Annotated in this window: 14 protein-coding genes; 12 read left to right on the top strand and 2 right to left on the bottom strand. The window is 66.1% G+C overall.

The window, feature by feature from the left end; translation table 11 throughout:
• The first annotated feature begins 26 nt into the window (after positions 1-26).
• The 7 genes from ACDH77_RS07630 (at position 27) to ACDH77_RS07600 (ending at position 4,678) form a co-directional block, all read left to right on the top strand.
• A complete protein-coding gene (locus ACDH77_RS07630; RefSeq protein ID WP_074053199.1) occupies positions 27-275 on the top strand; it encodes a hypothetical protein in 249 nt (82 codons plus the stop codon).
• 2 nt (positions 276-277) lie between these two features.
• Positions 278-640 carry a GntR family transcriptional regulator gene (locus tag ACDH77_RS07625; RefSeq protein ID WP_003483692.1) on the top strand — a complete coding sequence of 121 codons (363 nt, stop codon included), beginning with the start codon at positions 278-280 and terminating at the stop codon, positions 638-640.
• A complete protein-coding gene (locus ACDH77_RS07620; RefSeq protein ID WP_031421971.1) occupies positions 637-1,512 on the top strand; it encodes an ABC transporter ATP-binding protein in 876 nt (291 codons plus the stop codon). The genes ACDH77_RS07625 and ACDH77_RS07620 overlap by 4 nt, the downstream gene beginning before the upstream one ends.
• On the top strand, positions 1,509-2,495 hold the full coding sequence (locus ACDH77_RS07615; RefSeq protein WP_008578098.1) for a hypothetical protein: 987 nt from the start codon (positions 1,509-1,511) through the stop codon (positions 2,493-2,495). The genes ACDH77_RS07620 and ACDH77_RS07615 overlap by 4 nt, the downstream gene beginning before the upstream one ends.
• A gap of 10 nt (positions 2,496-2,505) precedes the next feature.
• A complete protein-coding gene (locus ACDH77_RS07610; RefSeq protein WP_029819110.1) occupies positions 2,506-3,324 on the top strand; it encodes a DUF4097 family beta strand repeat-containing protein in 819 nt (272 codons plus the stop codon).
• Positions 3,325-3,352: 28 nt separating this feature from the next.
• Positions 3,353-3,889, top strand: coding sequence for a DUF2884 family protein (locus tag ACDH77_RS07605; protein ID WP_181388238.1), 537 nt, complete (start codon positions 3,353-3,355; stop codon positions 3,887-3,889).
• A gap of 366 nt (positions 3,890-4,255) precedes the next feature.
• Positions 4,256-4,678 (top strand): hypothetical protein, encoded by a 423-nt coding sequence (locus tag ACDH77_RS07600; RefSeq protein WP_057681575.1) that lies wholly within the window; start codon positions 4,256-4,258, stop codon positions 4,676-4,678.
• Positions 4,679-4,807: 129 nt separating this feature from the next.
• On the opposite strand, the gene ACDH77_RS07595 is transcribed toward ACDH77_RS07600, so the two are convergent.
• A complete protein-coding gene (locus ACDH77_RS07595; RefSeq protein ID WP_372353809.1) occupies positions 4,808-6,211 on the bottom strand; it encodes a class II fumarate hydratase in 1,404 nt (467 codons plus the stop codon).
• 283 nt (positions 6,212-6,494) lie between these two features.
• Here ACDH77_RS07595 and ACDH77_RS07590 point away from each other — a divergent pair, with 283 nt between their 5' ends.
• Complete coding sequence (locus ACDH77_RS07590) at positions 6,495-7,817, top strand: hemolysin family protein (RefSeq protein ID WP_031421968.1); 1,323 nt, start codon at positions 6,495-6,497, stop codon at positions 7,815-7,817.
• 10 nt (positions 7,818-7,827) lie between these two features.
• Here ACDH77_RS07590 and ACDH77_RS07585 read toward each other — a convergent pair whose 3' ends face one another.
• Positions 7,828-8,811 (bottom strand): CAP domain-containing protein, encoded by a 984-nt coding sequence (locus ACDH77_RS07585; RefSeq protein ID WP_218488397.1) that lies wholly within the window; start codon positions 8,809-8,811, stop codon positions 7,828-7,830.
• Positions 8,812-8,974: 163 nt separating this feature from the next.
• Between ACDH77_RS07585 and purB the strand changes: the two genes are divergently transcribed.
• The 4 genes from purB to ACDH77_RS07565 all read left to right on the top strand — a co-directional run bounded on the left by purB (position 8,975) and on the right by ACDH77_RS07565 (position 13,751).
• Positions 8,975-10,342, top strand: coding sequence for an adenylosuccinate lyase (gene purB, locus ACDH77_RS07580; RefSeq protein WP_127165897.1), 1,368 nt, complete (start codon positions 8,975-8,977; stop codon positions 10,340-10,342).
• 243 nt (positions 10,343-10,585) lie between these two features.
• Entirely contained in the window at positions 10,586-11,086 is a 501-nt protein-coding gene (locus tag ACDH77_RS07575) for a DUF3060 domain-containing protein (RefSeq protein WP_011346970.1), read from the top strand.
• A gap of 245 nt (positions 11,087-11,331) precedes the next feature.
• Entirely contained in the window at positions 11,332-12,825 is a 1,494-nt protein-coding gene (locus tag ACDH77_RS07570) for a cupin domain-containing protein (RefSeq protein ID WP_031421961.1), read from the top strand.
• Entirely contained in the window at positions 12,822-13,751 is a 930-nt protein-coding gene (locus ACDH77_RS07565; RefSeq protein ID WP_031421959.1) for a GNAT family N-acetyltransferase, read from the top strand. Before ACDH77_RS07570 ends, ACDH77_RS07565 begins: the two co-directional genes overlap by 4 nt.
• Positions 13,752-13,798: the final 47 nt, after the last annotated feature.

Below are 13,798 nucleotides of genomic sequence, written 5' to 3'. Positions count from 1 at the left end.
ACCAGTCACCCAACGCAGGGGAAAGCATGAACAGCACACGCTTGACGCGACCAGTTCCGCTGTTGCTGTTCGGCAGCACCCTGTTTGCCATTGGTTGCCTGGGAGCCGCTTCCAGTCAGGTGACGGAGTCCGGCGCCGATTATGGCGTGTCGGAGGCGGTTACGGAAAACGCGACAACTCCCCCCGAAGCGCGTTCCCGGCCTGGCCGGCATGTGCGCGCCTCGCTGTCGATGCCCTATTTCTCCTTCGCGCAGGCCCTGCGCCCACGGAGCTGATCATGAACGACATTCAGTGGAGCGACGGCGCTCCCATCTACCGCCAACTCAAGGAACGGGTGATTGCCATGATGCTCGATGGAATTCTCAAGCCCGGCGATGCCCTGCCCTCGGTGCGCCAGGTGGCGGCCGATTACCAACTCAACCCCATCACCGTCTCGCGCGCCTACCAGGAACTGGCCGACGAGAACCTGGTGGAGAAACGCCGCGGCCTGGGCATGTTCATGACCCCGGAGGCCGCACAGAAGCTGCGTGGCAGCGAACGCGAGCGTTTCTTGAATGAAGAATGGCCCGCCGTGCTGGAAAGGATCCAGCGCCTGGGACTGTCCATCGACGATCTGTTGCCACAGGGAAAAACACCATGACCGCCGTCTCCTCCGACCATGTGGTCGACGCACGTGGCCTGCGCAAGGCCTACAGGCATCGGCTCGCGCTGGACAACACCAGCTTCACCATTGCCGCCGGCCGCATTATTGGACTGATCGGCCCCAACGGCGCCGGCAAGACCACTGCGCTCAAGGCGGTGCTGGGGCTGACCGATTTCGCCGGCGAGTTGCAGGTATTGGGCATGGATCCGCGCACCCAGCGCAATGCGCTGATGAACGAGGTCTGCTTCATTGCCGACGTGGCGGTGCTGCCGCGCTGGCTGCGGGTCGGCGAAGCGATCGACTTCGTCGCCGGCGTGCATCCGCGTTTTGATCGCGCCAAGTGCGAGCGCTTCCTGGCCAATACCCAGCTCAACCGCAAATCGCGGGTGCGCGAGTTGTCCAAGGGCATGATCGTGCAGCTGCATCTGGCGCTGGTGATGGCCATCGACGCACGCATCCTGGTGCTGGACGAACCGACCCTGGGCCTGGACATCCTCTACCGCAAGCAGTTCTACCAGCGCCTGCTGGAGGATTACTTCGACGAGCAGAAGACCATCATCGTCACCACCCACCAGGTCGAAGAGATCGAACACATCCTCACCGATGTGATGTTCATCCGCGACGGCCGCATCGTGCTCACCGCCGATATGGAAAGCGTCTCCGAGCGCTACACCGAAGTCCTGGTCGGTGCCGACCAGCTGGATGCAGCGCGCGCCCTGAAACCGATCGACGAGCGCGGCCTGCCGTTCGGCAAGACCGTGATGTTGTTCGATGGCGCGCCGAAAGAGCAGCTCGCCCGTTTTGGCGAAACCCGCAATCCCGGCCTAGCCGACCTGTTCGTTGCGGTCATGAAGGGGACCTACGCATGAATGCAGTGACCAACCAAGCATCACCCGCACGCACCTTCGCCTGGCTGCTCAAACGCGAATATTGGGAGCACCGTGGCGGCTTCGTGTGGGCGCAGTTCATCACCGGCGGCATCGCGGTGTTTTTCGCGCTGCTGGGCGCGGTGATCGGTGCGATCAGCGCCCGCCGCAACATGGTCGGCGACAGCATCACCATGGACGATCTGGCCGAATACACGCGCACCCTGGGCCAGGTCGGCGACGGCCTGCTGCTGGGCGGCATCGGCATCGCCTCGGTGGTGCTGGCATTCGTGGTGTTTTTCTACGCACTCGGCAGCCTGTACGACGATCGCCGCGACCGCAGCGTGCTGTTCTGGAAATCGTTGCCGGTGTCGGACGTGCAGACCGTGTTGTCCAAGGCTGCCTGGGCGTTGCTGCTGGCGCCGCTGATCTCCATTGCGATCGGTGCGGCGGTCGGCATGGCGCTGTGGCTGATCGCCATCGTTGGCGCCCTGATTGCCGGCGTGCCCAGCCCCTGGGCGCTGGCGACCCATTCGCACCCGTTCTCGCTGCTGTGGCTGTTGCTCAAGACCGTGCCGATGAGCCTGCTATGGGCGCTGCCGACCGTGGGCTGGCTGATGTTCTGCTCGGCCTGGGCCAACAGCAAGCCGTTCCTGTGGGCGGTGCTGTTTCCGCTGCTGGCCTGCGTGATGCTGAGCATTCTCTCGGCGATGCCGGGCGTGTCGCTGCCGATCGGCTGGATCTGGTACATCGTCGGCTACCGTGGCCTGCTCAGCGCCCTGCCCGGCACCTGGTCGCCACTTGCCGTCAGCGGGAACCTGGACAGCAGCACCCTGCAAAGCCCCAGCGACCTGGTGCAATGGGCCCTGCAGCACACCGACAGCACGCGCGTCTATGGCAGCGCGGATATCTGGATTGGCGCAGCCGTCGGTATCGCCTTGATCGCCTCTTCCATCTACCTGCGCCGTCGGCGCTCCGAAGCCTGAGGGACCTCCCATGCGCCTGACCCTGAGCCTGGCCATCCTGCTCGCATTGCCCGGTGTTGCAGCGGCAGAGGAGCAGTGCAAGTTCTCCGAACCACGTAGCCTGGACCTGCAACTGACCGGCGTGAAGTCGGTCCTGTTCGAGGTCGCTTCCAACGACCTGCATCTGGACGCCTCGCCCGGCGGCGGCGGGAAACTGGGCGGGCGCGCCTGTGCTGCCAGGGCCGAATTGCTCAAGAGCCTGACCGTGACCCAGAAGCGCGTCGGCGACAAGCTGGTGGTGAGCTTGAACGATGACCGCCGGTTTTCCTTCGGCAACAGCTATTCCTACCTGGACCTGCGCGGCAGCGTGCCCAACACGATGCTGGTGCAATTTGACGTGGGTTCCGGCGATGCGCAGATCAACGGGGCCGCCGCAGTGAGCGCCGACGTGGGTTCGGGCGACATGACCATTCGTCACACCAAGGGCCGCGTGACCGCCAAGGTGGGTTCCGGCGATGTCGAGCTGGAAGATCTGGGCGCGCTGCGCGTGCTGGCAGTGGGCTCGGGCGACCTCAAGGCGCGTGAGGTGCACGGTGCGGCAGAGGTGGCGAAAGTGCAGTCCGGCGAGATCAAGCTGCACGGCGTCGCAGGCAACATCAAGATCGGCACGATCGGCTCGGGCGATGTCGATATCCGCGATGTGCAAGGCAATGTCAACGTGGAGTCGGTCGCTTCCGGCGCGTTGAATGTCCGCAAGGTGCGTGGCGATCTGAGCGTGGCGCACAAGGGCAGCGGCGATATCGATGTGAGCGAGGTCTCCGGCAGCACCCGGGTACCGACAGACAAATGACGACGACTTCTTTCAGGATGTGGGGGAAATGCTGATGAAATTGCTTGTTTCGGCGGTAGTGATGAGCGTATTGCTGGCGGGTTGCGGCAAGTCCGAACCCACCGTCAACGTCTCCGGCCAGGCCAATGGTGCCGGCGTGACCTTTACCGGCAAGAGCCTGACGCTCAAGCGCGACGGCTTGCCGGCCGCCACCATCGGTGTCGATGGCGCGCTCAGCATCGACGGCAAGCCGGTGGACTTGAATGAGGCGCAACGCCAGGCGATGCGCAGTTACTACGCGCAAGTGCAAGGCGTGGCCAAGAAGGGCATCGACATCGGCACCCAGGGCGCGGCGTTCGGCGCACATGCCGCAGGCGAAGCGATCAAGGGCGTGCTCAGCGGCAACTCAGATCAGATCGGCGACAAGATCGAGGCCGAGGCAGACACCTTCAAGCACAAGGCCCTGCAGATCTGCGATCAGCTGGCCACGCTGCGCACCGCACAGGATGCAGCCGCGCACCTGGTGCCGGCCTTTGCGCCGTACTCGACCCTGACGCAGCACGACATCGACGATTGCCGCAAGTAGATGGCCCGACAGACCGACGACGCGCACCGCCGGGCGGGCGTCGTCGGTGCGCGGCGCGGCATGTGCCGATCGTCCACTGCGACGCCGGTGCGCCACACGCCTGGTTGACGACCGTTCGCAGGCAGGTGGCAGCGCCTCCATCCGCAACGCTCAGCAACTGCGTATCGCACCGCCTGCGCAGCTGTCCGCATGGCGCGTGCCATCGCTGATCGGCCGGCCGGAACGCGCTTGGAACCGGCGATGCGTGCACGGTAACCAAACGCATCGACGCCCTGCGACATTTTGGCAGGCACCGGACGGCCGCTTTGCCGATCCGCAGACCGGAGCGGGATTACACTAATGTGCTTCCCTCACTCCATCGACCCCATGAACAAGTTCGTGATGCTCTGCATGGCGCTTCTGCTGTGCACGCTTGCTGCCTGCGGCGACCAGTCGTCTCGCCGCGCCGAACGCGGCAAGCCGCGCGTTGCGGTCACCACGCAGTCGGTGATGATCCGCCGCCCGCCGGCTGCCAATGCCGAAATCACCCCCGACGGCACGCTCAAGATCGACGACATCGCGCTGCCGCAGAAAGAAGCCACACGCGCCAAGCTGCAGTTGCTGTTCGGCCACCTGCAGATGTTGCGTCAGCAGGCGGTAAACGAGGCCGGCCCGGATCCGGAATACAAGTCGATCAAGCTGACCGCCACGCCGCAGATCCAGACGCTCAGTGGGGAATTGCTGGATGAAATCCCGTCGCTGCAACCGTATCGCGAGAGTTTTAGTAACGTGCAAGCCGAGCGGCATTGACGCCCAGCGCACGTCAGCCAAGCGGCCAGAAGCAGCAACAGACCCGCAGGAACGCGCTTGCGCGCGATGAGCAGTTACCGATCACGCCTCATCGCGCACAGGTGCGCTCCTCCATATGCACTGCGGTGATCAGCCCCCGCCACCGCCGCCGGCCTGGATACCGCCACGCGTCAAGGCTGCCGGGTCGAGCAATCGCCGCAGTTCCGCTTCGCCGAGCCCGCTGTCTTCCTTGGCCACATCAAGTACCGGCCGCTGCTCCTTGTAGGCACGCTTGGCGATGGCCGCGGCTTTTTCGTAGCCGATGATCGGATTCAATGCCGTCACCAGAATGGGGTTGCGGTCCAGCGCCTCGCGGACGCGCTCCTGACGCACCTTCAGCCCGGCAATGGCCGTGTCGGCCAACAGACGCGAAACATTGCCCAGCAAGTTGATCGAATCCAGCAGGTTGTAGGCGATCAGCGGCAAGGTCACGTTCAACTGGAAGTTGCCGGTTTGCCCGGCGATGGTGATGGCAGTGTGGTGGCCGATCACCTGCGCGCACGCCATCACGGTGGCTTCGGGAATCACCGGATTGACCTTGCCCGGCATGATCGAGCTGCCAGGCTGCAGCGCCGGCAGTTCGATTTCGCCCAGTCCCGCCAGCGGACCGGCATTCATCCAGCGCAAGTCGTTTGCGATCTTGATCAGCGCCACCGCCAGCGCGTTGAGCTGACCGGACAGCTCCACCGCATCGTCCTGCGCGGCGAGGCCTTCGAACTTGTTATCCGCGCTCTCGAACCTGGCTCCGCTCAGGCTGGACAAGGCCTTGGCCACCTTGCCACCGAAGCGCGGGTCGGCATTGATGCCGGTCCCGATCGCCGTACCTCCCAGCGGCAAGCGTCGCAAGCGTTTGAGCGCGTCGTCGATACGCTCCTGCGCCGAACTCAGCTGCGCCGACCACGCGCCGAACTCCTGCCCAAAGGTGAGCGGCATCGCATCCATCAAATGCGTGCGACCGGTCTTGACGATCTTGTCCAGCGATTTGGCGCGCTTGTCGATGGTCTTGCGCAGATGCTTAAGCGCCGGTTGCAGATGTTCCTGCACAGCCAGCAATGCAGACACGCGAATGGCGGTGGGCACCACATCGTTGGAACTCTGGCCGAGATTGACGTGGTCGTTGGGATGCACCGCATCCTTGCCGGCACGCGTGGCCAAGGTGGCAATCACCTCATTGGCATTCATGTTGGACGAGGTGCCCGAACCGGTCTGGTACACATCGATGGGAAACTGCGCATCGAAGCGACCCTCGGCCACTTGCAACGCGGCGGCCTGCACGGTCTTGCCGATCGACTTGGGCAACAATCCAAGCTCGGCGTTGACGCCGGCTGCCGCGGCCTTGATCAAGCCCAGCGCGCGAATGAAACCACGCGGCATCGGCTGCCCGGACACCGGGAAATTCTGCACCGCGCGCTGGGTCTGCGCGCCCCACAGCGCATCGGCGGGTACCTGCAATTCGCCCATGCTGTCGTGTTCGGTCCTGAAACGTTCGCTCATCTGCACTCTCCGCACATTGCTGACTTGTGGTGATCGATGGCTGGCGGCGGGCGTACCCACGCTGGCGACGCCGTCTACGATACTCGCTCGCCGCGTTGCGACGATGTCGTCGCACGCTGTCGGCTAGACTGCCTGTTGATCATGACGAGATGCCAAGCCGCCATGGGCGACGAGCCTGACTGTAGAAACGCAGACTCCACATCTGTTGCCGGGATACCCCGCACCTCTGCCGCATATGCGCTAGCACGCAGATGTACCGCTCCTGCAGCGCACGGAGGCGGACATGTTAGGTAACGTCTTGCTCCTGTTGGTCGCGCTGTTGCTGGTGCTGTTGAATGGGTTCTTTGTCGCCGCCGAATTCGCGCTGGTCAAGCTGCGGCACACGCAAGCGGTGGGCCTGGCGCAAACCAACGGCTGGCGTGGGCGCTTGCTGCTCGGGGTGCACGCCCATCTGGATGCGTATCTGTCGGCCTGCCAGCTCGGGATCACCCTGGCCTCGCTCGGATTGGGCTGGGTCGGCGAGCCGGCGTTCGCACATCTGCTGCAACCGCTGTTCGATACGCTGGGCCTGTCGCCGGAAGCGGCACAATTCACCGCGCTGGCAATCGCCTTCAGCCTGATTTCGTTCCTGCACATCGTGCTGGGCGAACTGGCGCCCAAGACCATGGCGATCCGCCGCCCGGAACGCATGTCGTTGTGGACCGCCGCGCCGCTGTACATTTTCTACTGGCTGATGTACCCGGCCATCTGGGTACTCAATACCAGCGCCAACCGCTTTCTGCGCCTGCTCGGGTGGGGCGAAGTGGAACACCACTCGCATCGTTATTCACGCGAGGAATTGATGCTGATCGTCGGCCGCCAGGACCCGAACGCCGCAGCGCCCGACCAGGGGCTGGCCTTGATGAGCCACGCGTTGGAATTGCCGGATCTGGTCGCCGGCGACCTGATGCGTCCGCGCGAGCACCTGCGCAGCCTGCGCGAAGGCATGACCCTGGAAGCGGTGCTGGCCGAATTCAGTGAGTCGCGCTACAGCCGCTACCCCTGGTTCGATGCCGATGGCGAGCAAGTGCTGGGCATCCTGCACACCAAGGATCTGCTGGTGGCGATGGCACGCGGCCAGAACCTGGACGATCTGCGCCCGCTGCTGCGCCCTCCCACCGTGCTGACCCTGGAAACGCCGATTCCCAACGCGCTGGAGCAATTCCGCGCCGGCACCACCCATCTGGCGCTGTGCGTGGAAGAAGAAGGCCGCATCCTGGGCTTTTTCACCCTGGAAGACCTGCTGGAAGTGGTGGTCGGCGACATCGAGGACGAGCACCGCCATGTGGTGCGCGATGCCCCGATCCGTGGCCAGGACGGCTCGCTGCTGGTCGCCGGCAGCACCTCGATCTTCCGCCTGGAACGCCTGCTCGGTCAGGATCTGAGCGCGCCGGACCACGTCAATTCGGTCGGCGGGCTGATCCTGTATCAGCTGCAGCGCCTGCCCGAGGAAGGCGAAACGCTGGAACTGGATGGCCACTTGCTGACCGTACGGCGCATGGCAGGCCACCGCATCCAGGCGGTCACGGTGCGCCCGGTGGGCGAAGCCGTCGATGCGGCCAGCTGATGTCGTCGATTCATTCGGTGGACGCGCGAGGCGATTGGCCGATGCGAAACCAATAACGGTAATCGCGCGACTGTCCACCGAACCGCACCCCGCGGATGGTCACGTCGTAGATCACACCCGGCTGCAAGCGCGGCACCCGGAATTGCAGGCTGTTGGGCACCCCGAAACCTTCGTGGTCCTCGCTCAGGTTGCGCACCTGCAGCTGGCGTCCATCGCGCTCACGGATCTCCACCTGCGCATCGGCGTAGTCGACATCGCGATTGGCGAACTTGCGCTTGCGGTCCGGCAAGGCGGTGAACGACAACAACGCGTCGTCGGCGTAGTACCGGCCCGGGTACTCGCCGATCGGCCAGGCGACGAAATCCTCGCGCGTTCGCGCGGCGACGCCGACCGTCGGAACCAAGCGCAGCGCGGCACCGCTACTGAACGCAGCGCCATTGCGGCCGGCCACCATGCCGAAGGCGACGCGTTGCAGAAACGGATCCAGCAGCCAGCGCCGGTGCCCCAGTCCACCGGCGCTGACGTTGTTGGCGTCGGTCAGCCACTCGATCACGATCTCATCGGCGCTGGAAAAACGCAGCAGCGGCGAGCTGACCCCGCCATAGATCAGGCTGCGGCGCGCGCCCTTGGCCGCGCTGTCGGAATAGCAGCGCCAGTCCGGCGTCGGCGTATGGCTGAGGCGGCCGTTGGCGGCAATCACCAAGGCCGCCTGGGTGGCGTCGGGCTCGGCCGCCGGGTCGTCGTCGACCGCGTCGAGACCGTGCAGCCGACGGATGTCGTTGATCAGCGCCAGCACGCGTTGTCGCTGCGCCGGCTGCAACTCGCCGGCCCGGCAGCCGGCGATCGCTGGCCGGGTGCGATACAGCGCCGCCGCCTGCGCGGCGAAATCGGCATCCTGCGCGGTGGCGGGCAGCGCGGCGGGCAAGATCGCGAAGGCGAGACGAGCGAAGATCGGGCGCATGGCAGGCCGGAACAGCGCGGGGAGCTCTACCATAAAGTGCAGCTCGCGCCATGTCGGGCGTCTCTGCCGCGCAGATAGCCCGCCATTAAGCCCACGCCGGCGTGGGCCTGGCAACCCACTTTCCAGCGCGGCGGGCCTGCCGCGGCCCTGGCGGCGTAGAATGCTGGCCCCACCGTCACCGCTGACTCCCTTGCCCATGTCGGATTCCGCCCTGCTCGCCCTGTCCCCGCTCGACGGCCGCTACGCTTCCAAGGTGGATGCGCTGCGCCCGATCTTCTCCGAATACGGCCTGATCAAGGCGCGGGTCAAGGTCGAAATCGAATGGCTGCTGGCACTGGCCGCCGAGCCGGGCATCGCCGAACTGGCGCCGTTCTCGCCGGCTGCCGCGCAGCGCCTGCGCGCCCTGGCCGACGATTTCAGCGTGGCGCATGCCGCGCGGGTCAAGGAGATCGAGCGCACCACCAACCATGACGTCAAGGCGGTGGAGTACTTCATCAAGGAGCAGCTCAAGGACGACGCCGAGCTGGGGCCGGCGCTGGAATTCGTGCACTTTGCCTGCACCAGCGAAGACATCAACAACCTCAGCTACGGGCTGATGCTGGAGCAGGCCCGCCGCGAGGTGCTGCTGCCCAGCCTGGACGGCATTACCGCCGCGTTGCGCACCCTCGCCCACGCCCAGGCCGCCCAGCCGATGCTCTCGCGCACCCACGGCCAGACCGCCTCGCCCACCACGCTGGGCAAGGAAATCGCCAATGTGGTCGCGCGCCTGGAGCGCCAGCGCAAGCAGATCGCCGCGGTCGAACTGACCGGCAAGATCAACGGCGCGGTCGGCAACTACAACGCGCACCTGGTGTCGTACCCGGACCTGGACTGGGCAGCGTTCGCACAGCGTTTCGTGGAAAGCCTGGGGCTGGTGTTCAATCCCTACACCACCCAGATCGAGCCGCACGACAATGTGGCCGAAATCGGCGATGCCAGCCGCCGCGCCAACACCATCCTGATCGACCTGGCGCGCGACATCTGGGGCTATATCTCGCTGGGCTACTTCAAGCAGAAGCTGAAAGAGGGCGAAGTCGGCTCCTCGACCATGCCGCACAAGGTCAACCCCATCGACTTCGAAAATGCCGAAGGCAATTTCGGCATCGCCAACGCGCTGTTCGAGCATTTTTCCGCCAAGTTGCCGATCAGCCGCTGGCAGCGCGACCTCACCGACTCCACCGTGCTGCGTGCGCTCGGCACCGCGTTCGGCCACACCCAGGTCGCGCTGGACTCGCTGGCCAAGGGCCTGGGCAAGCTCACCGTCAACCCCGAGCGCCTGGATGCCGACCTGGATGCGGCCTGGGAAGTGCTGGCCGAAGCCGTACAGACGGTCATGCGCCGCCACGGCCTGCCGAACCCCTACGAACAACTCAAGGCGCTGACCCGCGGCCAGGGCATCACCGCCGCCTCGATGCAAGCTTTCGTGGAAAGCCTGCAACTGCCGGAAGACGACAAGCAGCGCCTTCGCGCGCTCACCCCGGGCGCCTATACCGGCCTGGCCGAGCAGCTGGCGCGCGCGATCTGAGCTGACCGAACCGCACGCGGTGCAGGGCTTGCGAAGCGGGCCACGTCATCGGACCTCATCGGCGAATTTGCATCGGCATCACCACATGCCGATGCAGCACGATCAAGGCCAATGATGACGAGGCCAAGACGCCCGGGGCGGGACGCGTCGCCCCCCGCACGCGGACGGGCGGCCGGCGAGGGCCTGCACATGGTGACCGAACCGGACTGCTATCGTGCCGGCCTCACTTTCAGGAGATCGGCGATGCGCGTCACTCATACGGCACTGACCCTGTTGACGCTGGGAAGCGTCCTCGCACTGAGCGGATGCGGCGGCGATGGCCCCGCCGCGCAGGCCCCGTCGGCGGTATCTAACACGCTGACCGATCCGGCCAGCGGCGCAGACTGTGCCGGCAAGGATGTCCGGCTGACCCGCAATGACAGCGAATGGATCCTGCACGGCGAGTGCGGCACGGTCACCATCACCGCCTCGCGTGGCGCGATGAATCTGGACACCGCGCGCAGCATTCGCCTGGAGGGAAGCAACTTCACGGTGCTCAACCAGCAACTTGGCCAGCTCAGCGTGAGCGGTCACGACAACACGCTCAATCTCACCGATGTCGATCGCGTGGATATCCAGGGCAACAAGAATCTTGTGCTCGCGCGCGCCGTGAAACAGGTGCGGTTTTCGGGCAACGACAACACCGTCAACCCATCCAGCAAGCCTGTACTGGACGACCGTGGCAGCGGCAACAAGGTGATGTGATGCGCGCTGGTGCGCTATCGGCGCACGCGGCGATCGGCGTGCGCCGATAGCGCCACCATGCCGCTCGCAAGGCCATCGACATGAAGAAGCGATTGGAAATGCCGACCAGCCCCGCAGCGGCGAACGCGAGCCGGCACGCTGCGCGCCGCACAGGTGGACATCCGGCTCGGGCAGTCGACAATAGGCCATTGGCGCCGGCCGATGCCGCGCACCACACTCTCTTCTACATCGTGTAAGGACCCCACATGGCCGTACGTAAAGCGACCCCACTTGCCATCGAAGTCCAGGCCCGTCCGGGACAGCCGCTTGGCATGCCGGTCGAGCGTTTCCTGCGCAATTACTGGCACAAGCACCCGCTGTTGATCCGCAATGCGTTCGCGGATTTCGCCTCGCCGCTGCAGCCGGAAGACCTGGCCGGGCTGGCCTGCGAAGACGGCGTGCTGGCGCGCCTGATCAGCCACGACCGCGCCACCGACGGCTGGGACGTGCGCACCGGCCCGTTCCAGGAAACCGATTTCCCCGGCCTGCCCGACCACGACTGGACCTTGCTGGTGCAGGACGTGGACAAATGGGACGCCGACGTGCGTGCCCTGCTGGAGCACTTCCGCTTCCTGCCGCGCTGGCGCATCGACGACATCATGATCAGCTTCGCCGCCACCGGTGGTTCGGTAGGCGCGCACGTCGACCATTACGACGTGTTCCTGCTGCAGGGCCAGGGCCACCGCCGCTGGCAGATCGATGCGCGCACCGTCCAGGGCCGCAAGGCCACGCCGCTGGCGTTCCGCGACGATGTCGAGCTCAAGCTGCTGCGCGAGTTCAAGCCCACCCACGATTGGGTGCTGGGCCCGGGCGACATGCTCTACCTGCCGCCGCTGATCCCGCACCACGGCGTGGCCGAAGACGCCTGCCTGACCTTCTCCATCGGCACCCGCGCACCGTCCTCGGCCGAGCTGATCGGCGATTACCTGGACACCTTGATTGCCGATGCCGACGAGGCCGTGCGCTATCACGACGAAGACCTCAAGGTGCCGGCCGACCCCTACGAGATCGACGTCACCGCGATGAACCGCGTGGTCGCTGCGCTCAATGCGCTGCGCATGAATGACCCCGACCGTCTGGGCGACTGGTTCGGCCGCTTCATGACCACCTACCGCGCCTCCGGCGACGTGGTGCCGGCGCCCGAGCCGATCCCGCGCGAAGCGGTCGAGCAGGCACTGGAAGAAGGCGTGCTGCTGCACCGCCACCCGTGGTCGCGACTGGCCTGGCGGCGCGCCAAGCGCGGTGCCACGCTGTTCTGCAGCGGCCTGGAGTTTGCGCTGTCGGCCAAGGATGCGTCCCGGCTGGCGGCAGCCGAAGAGATCGACGGCACCTTGTACGCGCAGTTGTCCCCGCGTGGCCGCGAGGTGGTGCTGGAGTTGCTGGCACAGGGCCACTACCAGCGCGCCCACGAAGATGCCGAGGACGACATCGCAGACGACGACCACGCGCATGCCCTGAGCGTGTCGGCCGACCACGACGACCAAGACGCCGACGACGACACGCCGGAGGCGGACGAGGACATCGATGCCGACGCCGATGTCGAACAGGTTGCCGACGCTGCCGACACCCCGGCAGAGGCGCTGGAGGCCGATGTCGAACCCGGCGACGCCGCCGAAGCCGGAGCCGAGCAGGACGTCGACAGCGCGATCGCCGACGAGACCGATTCCGACGACAGCGACGACGCCACCAAGCCTGCATGAGCGCGCACGCCAGACCGCAGATCGTCACGCTGGACCCGGCCACCGACGCCGCGGCGCTGCGTGCGCTGCGGCCGTCCTGTGCCACCGACACCGCGGGCGACACCAGCGGTGTCGAGTGGGATGCACTGGACCCACTCAGCCTGCATCTGGCAGCGCGCACCGACGACGGCCAGTTGATCGCCTCGGTGCGGCTCACCGCCGACCGCCGTCTCGACCGGCTCGGCGTTCTGCCCGACTGGCGCCGCCGTGGCGTGGCGGACCAACTGCTCGCTGCCGCGGTCGACGCGGCACGGCAGCACGGCTGGCCCGGCCTGCACGCATGTCCCACCCCAGCTGCGGAAGCGGTCTTCGCGCGCCTGGGCTTTCTGCCCGACGCGCCCCCCCTTTCACCCGAGCGCATCGGCCAGGCCCGCGATGCGCCCGGCACCGTCGTGCACCGTCGCCTCGACGGCCCGATGGCAGTGGACACCTTCACTGCAGCCCTGGCCGCCACCACCGGGCTGCTGTGCGCCGCGCGCCGCCAGGTGCTCATCTACACCCGCGCCCTGGACCCGCCCCTGTTCGACAACGCGGCGGTGCTGGATGCGCTGCGCCGTTTCGCCACCGCCCGCCACGACAAGCGCGTACATGTCCTGGTGCAGGACACCGCCAGCGCCGCGGCCAGCAGCAGCGCGATGCTGCGCCTGGCACAGCGCCTGCCCAGCGTGTTCCGGTTCCGCGCGGTCAGCGATCCGGTCGATGCAAGTTTTGCATCGGCCTATGTCGTCGGCGACGACGCCTACTACTTTCGTCCAACAGGTCATCGCTTCGATGATGGCGAAACCTGGCTGTCGGGCGCAGCGCGCAGCCGCCAGTTGGAGCGCGAATTCGCGCAGATATGGGAGCGCAGCGCGCTCTGGAACGAGCCGCGCGCGCTCGGCATCTGACGCCGCAGCGCCCCTCGCACGTAGGCGCGCGCGCAATTGGTCTACCC

It is taken from the genome of Xanthomonas axonopodis pv. maculifoliigardeniae (assembly GCF_041519315.1).
GTDB lineage: Bacteria > Pseudomonadota > Gammaproteobacteria > Xanthomonadales > Xanthomonadaceae > Xanthomonas > Xanthomonas euvesicatoria.
The sequence above is the reverse complement of the archived record's forward strand: the minus strand, read 5'-3'. Positions and strand labels throughout refer to the sequence as shown.

What these genes read in the sequence shown, in the direction of transcription:
- ACDH77_RS07570 (WP_031421961.1), top strand. Translation starts at nt 11,332, where the DNA reads ATGGCCGTACGTAAAGCGACCCCACTTGCCATCGAAGTCCAGGCCCGT.
- ACDH77_RS07575 (WP_011346970.1), top strand. Translation starts at nt 10,586, where the DNA reads ATGCGCGTCACTCATACGGCACTGACCCTGTTGACGCTGGGAAGCGTC.
- ACDH77_RS07565 (WP_031421959.1), top strand. Translation starts at nt 12,822, where the DNA reads ATGAGCGCGCACGCCAGACCGCAGATCGTCACGCTGGACCCGGCCACC.
- ACDH77_RS07605 (WP_181388238.1), top strand. Translation starts at nt 3,353, where the DNA reads ATGCTGATGAAATTGCTTGTTTCGGCGGTAGTGATGAGCGTATTGCTG.
- ACDH77_RS07615 (WP_008578098.1), top strand. Translation starts at nt 1,509, where the DNA reads ATGAATGCAGTGACCAACCAAGCATCACCCGCACGCACCTTCGCCTGG.
- ACDH77_RS07600 (WP_057681575.1), top strand. Translation starts at nt 4,256, where the DNA reads ATGAACAAGTTCGTGATGCTCTGCATGGCGCTTCTGCTGTGCACGCTT.
- ACDH77_RS07610 (WP_029819110.1), top strand. Translation starts at nt 2,506, where the DNA reads ATGCGCCTGACCCTGAGCCTGGCCATCCTGCTCGCATTGCCCGGTGTT.
- ACDH77_RS07630 (WP_074053199.1), top strand. Translation starts at nt 27, where the DNA reads ATGAACAGCACACGCTTGACGCGACCAGTTCCGCTGTTGCTGTTCGGC.
- purB (WP_127165897.1), top strand. Translation starts at nt 8,975, where the DNA reads ATGTCGGATTCCGCCCTGCTCGCCCTGTCCCCGCTCGACGGCCGCTAC.
- ACDH77_RS07590 (WP_031421968.1), top strand. Translation starts at nt 6,495, where the DNA reads ATGTTAGGTAACGTCTTGCTCCTGTTGGTCGCGCTGTTGCTGGTGCTG.
- ACDH77_RS07585 (WP_218488397.1), bottom strand. Translation starts at nt 8,811, where the DNA reads ATGGTAGAGCTCCCCGCGCTGTTCCGGCCTGCCATGCGCCCGATCTTC.
- ACDH77_RS07595 (WP_372353809.1), bottom strand. Translation starts at nt 6,211, where the DNA reads ATGAGCGAACGTTTCAGGACCGAACACGACAGCATGGGCGAATTGCAG.
- ACDH77_RS07620 (WP_031421971.1), top strand. Translation starts at nt 637, where the DNA reads ATGACCGCCGTCTCCTCCGACCATGTGGTCGACGCACGTGGCCTGCGC.
- ACDH77_RS07625 (WP_003483692.1), top strand. Translation starts at nt 278, where the DNA reads ATGAACGACATTCAGTGGAGCGACGGCGCTCCCATCTACCGCCAACTC.